The organism is uncultured Brachyspira sp., assembly GCF_934747485.1.
In the GTDB taxonomy this organism is placed as follows: Bacteria; Spirochaetota; Brachyspiria; order Brachyspirales; family Brachyspiraceae; genus Brachyspira.
Genome location: NZ_CAKVGN010000134.1, coordinates 1 through 1,550 on the forward strand (window position 1 = coordinate 1; position 1,550 = coordinate 1,550).

At 22.3% G+C, this 1,550-nt stretch carries 2 protein-coding genes; both read left to right on the forward strand.

Annotation, left to right across the window (positions count from 1 at the left end; translation table 11 throughout):
• Positions 1-172 precede the first annotated feature (172 nt).
• The gene (locus tag Q0H31_RS13190) at positions 173-556 is read left to right on the forward strand and encodes a hypothetical protein (protein WP_147739657.1); all 384 of its coding nucleotides are present in this window, start codon (positions 173-175) and stop codon (positions 554-556) included.
• Positions 553-1,458 (forward strand): ImmA/IrrE family metallo-endopeptidase, encoded by a 906-nt coding sequence (locus Q0H31_RS13195; protein WP_147739656.1) that lies wholly within the window; start codon positions 553-555, stop codon positions 1,456-1,458. The genes Q0H31_RS13190 and Q0H31_RS13195 overlap by 4 nt, the downstream gene beginning before the upstream one ends.
• Positions 1,459-1,550: the final 92 nt, after the last annotated feature.

Sequence of the window (1,550 nt, forward strand, 5' to 3'; positions counted from 1 at the left end):
CGAAAACTATTATAAATAATTATAAATCATAAAAATAAAAATGTCAAATTTATTATGTCAATATTATAACAATGCATAATTCATTAGTATATTCTTAAAATAAATTTACTTAATGATATTGATATAAATTTGAAATTCTTATAATATTAAGAAATAAGAGGTATGATATTTTATGTCTATAGTTAAATATATAGGTATATTTGTAATAGGAGTTATAATAGCAACCGTTCTTATATTAGGTTTATTCCCGATTTTTAATATATTCCAAGCTCATAATTATGACATTATTTCTTTATTATCAATAAATATTGGAATATTACAAACTATAATAGGATTTGGAGCTATATTTATAGCTTTGTTTGCCTTTATTAATTTTAAATCTACTCAAGATAAATTAAAGGAAGTTGATAATAAATTAAAAGAACATACCCAATCTATTAGCGAGCATGAGAAAAAATTAAAAGAAGCTTTTAATAATAATATAAATATTAATAGCAAAACGAATATAAGCGAACTTGATAATCATAAAATAGAAGGGGAGATTGACAACCTATGATAGAAAATAAATATTTAGAAATTATAGATAAACATCAGCAAAAAACTCCTGTAAAAATAACAGATATAGCCAATGATTTAGATATAAAAGTATATAAAAGCACTATGTCTGGAATATCTGGAGCGATTTTGAAAGAAGATAAAAAATATGTCATATATGTTAATAGCGAAGATAACAGGAATAGACAAAGATTTACAATAGCTCATGAAATAGCTCATTATATATTGCATAAGGATAAAATAGGAAATAATTTAACCGATAACGCTATGTATCGAAGTAGACTTTCAAATGTATTGGAAAAACAGGCAAATAGATTGGCTTCTGAAATATTAATGCCAGTAAAATTTGTAATGTTATACATAAATGAAGATAAAAATATTTCTCAAATGGCATCTCTATTTGAAGTTTCCGAAGAAGCCGTTAAAATACGACTTGAAGAAGGTGGAAATATTTTTTTAGAAGAAAAAAACTTTAAACTTATTAATTTTGCAAAATTAATAATAAATTACTGTTTAGATAATAATTATTTATACGGTATGAGCAATGATTTAAAAATGCAAAAAATACATTATTTGTTATATATTATAGATGGTAAATATTTGAAAAGAAATAATTATCTTCTATTTGACGAATTGCCTGTTTGTATGTATGCAAATCCTGTTTTTTTGACTTTAGAAAATGAATATAGGAGTGGTAATATAAGGTTTGATAAAAAATATAGCAATATTCCAGATATTGAAGATGAAGAAATAAATAGTTTAATAAAAGAAGTATTAAATTATTATGGCGAAATATCTGGTAACGCAATAGTTGGATTTCATAAAAATAGCTATTTTTGGTTTACTCAAGGCAATGAAATAAACCCTGTTCCAATAGAAGTAATAAGAAAAGATTTTAATTAAATTTACAATTTTTATATTCATATGTAATAATGTTATTTAATTTTATAAAATTAACTTTCATAATTTAAATTCAATCATAATTTTATTTATTT